This window comes from Rhizobium sp. KNZ2-6A (assembly GCF_056755475.1).
In genome coordinates this window covers 1-2,936 of record NZ_JBNDIC010000116.1, presented here as the reverse complement: position 1 = coordinate 2,936, position 2,936 = coordinate 1, and the positions used below count along the sequence as shown (strand labels likewise).

General features: G+C 62.1%; 4 protein-coding genes. 3 read left to right on the top strand and 1 reads right to left on the bottom strand.

Features of this window, described 5'->3' with window-relative positions:
- Both ACPYOP_RS32690 and ACPYOP_RS32685 read left to right on the top strand, forming a co-directional pair.
- Positions 1–313: helix-turn-helix transcriptional regulator (locus tag ACPYOP_RS32690; protein WP_481414346.1), on the top strand; the 313-nt coding region annotated here is incomplete at its 5' end.
- Positions 314–374: 61 nt separating this feature from the next.
- Positions 375–1,163 carry a TIM barrel protein gene (locus ACPYOP_RS32685; RefSeq protein WP_481414345.1) on the top strand — a complete coding sequence of 263 codons (789 nt, stop codon included), beginning with the start codon at positions 375–377 and terminating at the stop codon, positions 1,161–1,163.
- Between the two features lie 9 nt (positions 1,164–1,172).
- Here the strand turns inward: ACPYOP_RS32685 and copD are convergent, their stop codons facing one another.
- Positions 1,173–2,057 carry a copper homeostasis membrane protein CopD gene (copD, locus tag ACPYOP_RS32680; RefSeq protein WP_481414344.1) on the bottom strand — a complete coding sequence of 295 codons (885 nt, stop codon included), beginning with the start codon at positions 2,055–2,057 and terminating at the stop codon, positions 1,173–1,175.
- Positions 2,058–2,384: 327 nt separating this feature from the next.
- Here copD and ACPYOP_RS32675 point away from each other — a divergent pair.
- On the top strand, positions 2,385–2,936 hold a 552-nt coding region (locus tag ACPYOP_RS32675), incomplete at its 3' end, for a metallophosphoesterase (RefSeq protein WP_481414343.1).

The following is a 2,936-nucleotide window of genomic DNA, read 5'->3' as shown; positions in this document are numbered from 1 at the left end:
CGCCAAGGCGGCGCGTCTCCATCCGAAATACGCCATGAACCTCTTCAAGAAATCGACCGGTATGACACTGGCCAAATATGTGAACCTGCTGCGGCTTTCGCGCGCCCAGGCGATGCTGATGCGCGATGGCGCCAATGTGCTGCAGGTTGCCATGGACAGTGGTTTCGGCTCCATCAGCGCCTTCAACAAATCCTTCCGCCACATTGCCGGCATGACGCCTTCCGATTTCCGCCGCGACATGCGCGTCCTCTCCGCAATCAACGTGGAAGTCATCGATTCCTCCGCGCGGCGCCCTCCGCAGATTAACCGTTGACGCCCCTTGCGGTCGCCGCCGATCCCGCGCATTGCTGACGGAAGTGCGGGAGGAGATTTCAATGCGGCAGTTTTCGGCTTGTATCGAGTGGTTGTTCGCACGCGATGGCGATGTTTTTGCGGATCGTATCCGGCTGGCGCATGAGGCGAGGCTCGATGCCGTCGAATTCTGGCACTGGACGAACAAGGATCTCGATGCGATCGCCACCGCCGTTGCCGAGACCGGCATTGCGGTTTCCGGCCTTGTGGCGGAGCCGATGATCGCATTGACGAATCCGGCAAACAAGGAGGCTTGGCTGAAGGGTTTGCGTGAGTCCGTTGGCGTGGCGCAGCGCCTCGGCGCGCCGGTTCTGATCGCGCAGGCCGGCGACGATCTGCCGGAGTTTTCGCGTGCCGCGCAGCGGTCGGCTCTTGTCGCCGCCCTTAGCGCCGGCGCCGATATCCTTGAAGGATCCGGCGTTCACCTCGGCCTCGAACCGTTGAACACGAAGATCGATCATGCCGGCTACTATCTGTCTTCGACAGTGGAAGGCCTTGATATCGTCGATGAGGTCGGCCGCGCCGAAATCGGCATCGTCTACGATCTCTATCACTCGGCCGTCATGGGCGAGGATACGCGTGAGGTCATCGGCGATCGCATCGACCGGATCGTGCATCTTCATGTTGCCGATCATCCCGGCCGAGGCGATCCCGGCACCGGCCATATCGATCTGGCGGAGCGGCTGGATTGGCTGTTTGCTCAAGGCTATCGCGGCAGGGTGGGGCTGGAATACAGGCCGGCGACGAGCGATGCCGAAGCTGTTCGTGCGGTGGTGAAATCGCTTGGCGGCTCTCCGCGAGAAACCGCGTGAAGCCGTGACCTATACGGGTTCCAGCATGCCGAAGATGGCGACGAGCCCGATCACTGCCATGCCGATGACGATCTCGGCGATGCTTCCAAGCCGGAGCGCCGTCAGGGCGCGGTTATGGTTGCGGCCGATCCAGGGAACGAAGACATAGCGATTGACGATCGCCAGAAACGCGATGGCGGCGACCAGCGCGATCTTGATGGCAAGCAGTTTCTGGTAGGGCGACGACCAGTCCGTCGGCAGCCGTTTCAGGATCAGCATCGTGTTGACGATGCCGGAGACGATGACGAGCGCGACGGCCACATGCCCGGCATTGGAGAAACGCCGCAGCGCCAGCAGCGCTTCCGTCCGGCAATCCGGGCGGTCGAGAAGCCGCAGAATGGGGATCAACGGCACGAGCGCCCCCAGCCAGCCGCCGGCGGTCAGCACATGCAGGATATCGTTGGCACGATGCGCCTGCCGCATCCAGCCTTCCAGCATCGAGGCGTGCCCTGTCAAGGAAAGGCAGGCAAGCCCCAGGCCCGAACCCAGCGCCAGCCCGCGCGGCCGCCAACTTTCCGGCAGCAGGAAGGCGCCGACCATGACTGCGGCCGCAAGCGCCTGTGCCTGCCAGGCCAGGCCGACCGTGGTTTGGAAGAGCACGTCATGGATCATGCCGGCATCGAGTGCATCGCCCCATCCCTTGCCGAGGTTCGCCGTCGTTGCGGGCAGCGCGGCCAGCACCGTCGCGGCCGCAATGGCGGTCGCCGCGAAAAATGGCCTTGCGGACAGGCGCCAGACAGTATCGGCGAGCGTTTTCGGCACGAGCAGGCATAGATAGGCGCTCGCACCCCACAGAAGCATCAGCGACGCATCGTGAAGAAAGCGGCAGAGTTGGAGCGCGGCCGTCGGATCCATCAGGGCTTCACGATAGGTTTACAGGCGTCATGGGTGTGACGTTCCAGTTTGATGCGGTGTCGATTTCGCCGGCTTTGCGAGCGCGATAGGATTGCGGATACGCACTGTCAACTTTCTCCATGCATAAAGGCGCCATTCGGGACGCTTTGCCGCAAGGCAATCCGCTGTCGCAGGCCTTGGCCGATCGCGATATCGATCATGGGCGCGATTCCTGCTTTTTTGGCAAAGAATCGTCGCTTTTGAGTCCTTTTTGCAGACATAGTTGAGGCGTTCCGGGGTGTGCGCTCGAAAGGCAGTTTCATGGCGGCATCTAGGATACGCGAAAAAATGGCCAGTGGCTTCGGCCCTCGCCGGCGTCGCGAACGGCTCGAACATCTCGATATGCCCACCTATGTCATCGGCGACGTCCATGGCCGTTACGATCTTCTGAGCGCGCTGGAGCGCAAGATCTTCGCCGATGCGGCGGGACTGCCGGGCCGAAAGCTCATCATCATGCTCGGCGATTTCATCGATCGCGGCCCCGCCTCGGCGCAGGTGATCGGCCGCCTGATGGCGTCGCCGCCGAACGGCTTCGACCGCATTTGCTTGACGGGCAATCACGAGATGGCCATGCTCGCCTATATCGACGGCGAAATATCACTGGATGATTGGGTAGCGCTCGGCGGCGAGGCAACGCTCGCATCCTACGGCGTGGATATCCCAAAGCTGAGAGAGCAATATCCCAGGCAGAAGCAGCTCGACACCTTCATAAGGACCTGGCTGCCTGACGATCACGTCAATTTTCTGCGGCGCTTGCCGATCCTGCTGGACACGCCGGAGGTGCTGTTCGTTCATGCCGGCATCGATCCGGACAGGCCGATTTCCGAGCAGCAGGACGAC

Excerpts from the sequence above, each read along its gene's own strand:
- copD (WP_481414344.1), bottom strand. The coding sequence starts at position 2,057 with ATGGATCCGACGGCCGCGCTCCAACTCTGCCGCTTTCTTCACGATGCG.
- ACPYOP_RS32685 (WP_481414345.1), top strand. The coding sequence starts at position 375 with ATGCGGCAGTTTTCGGCTTGTATCGAGTGGTTGTTCGCACGCGATGGC.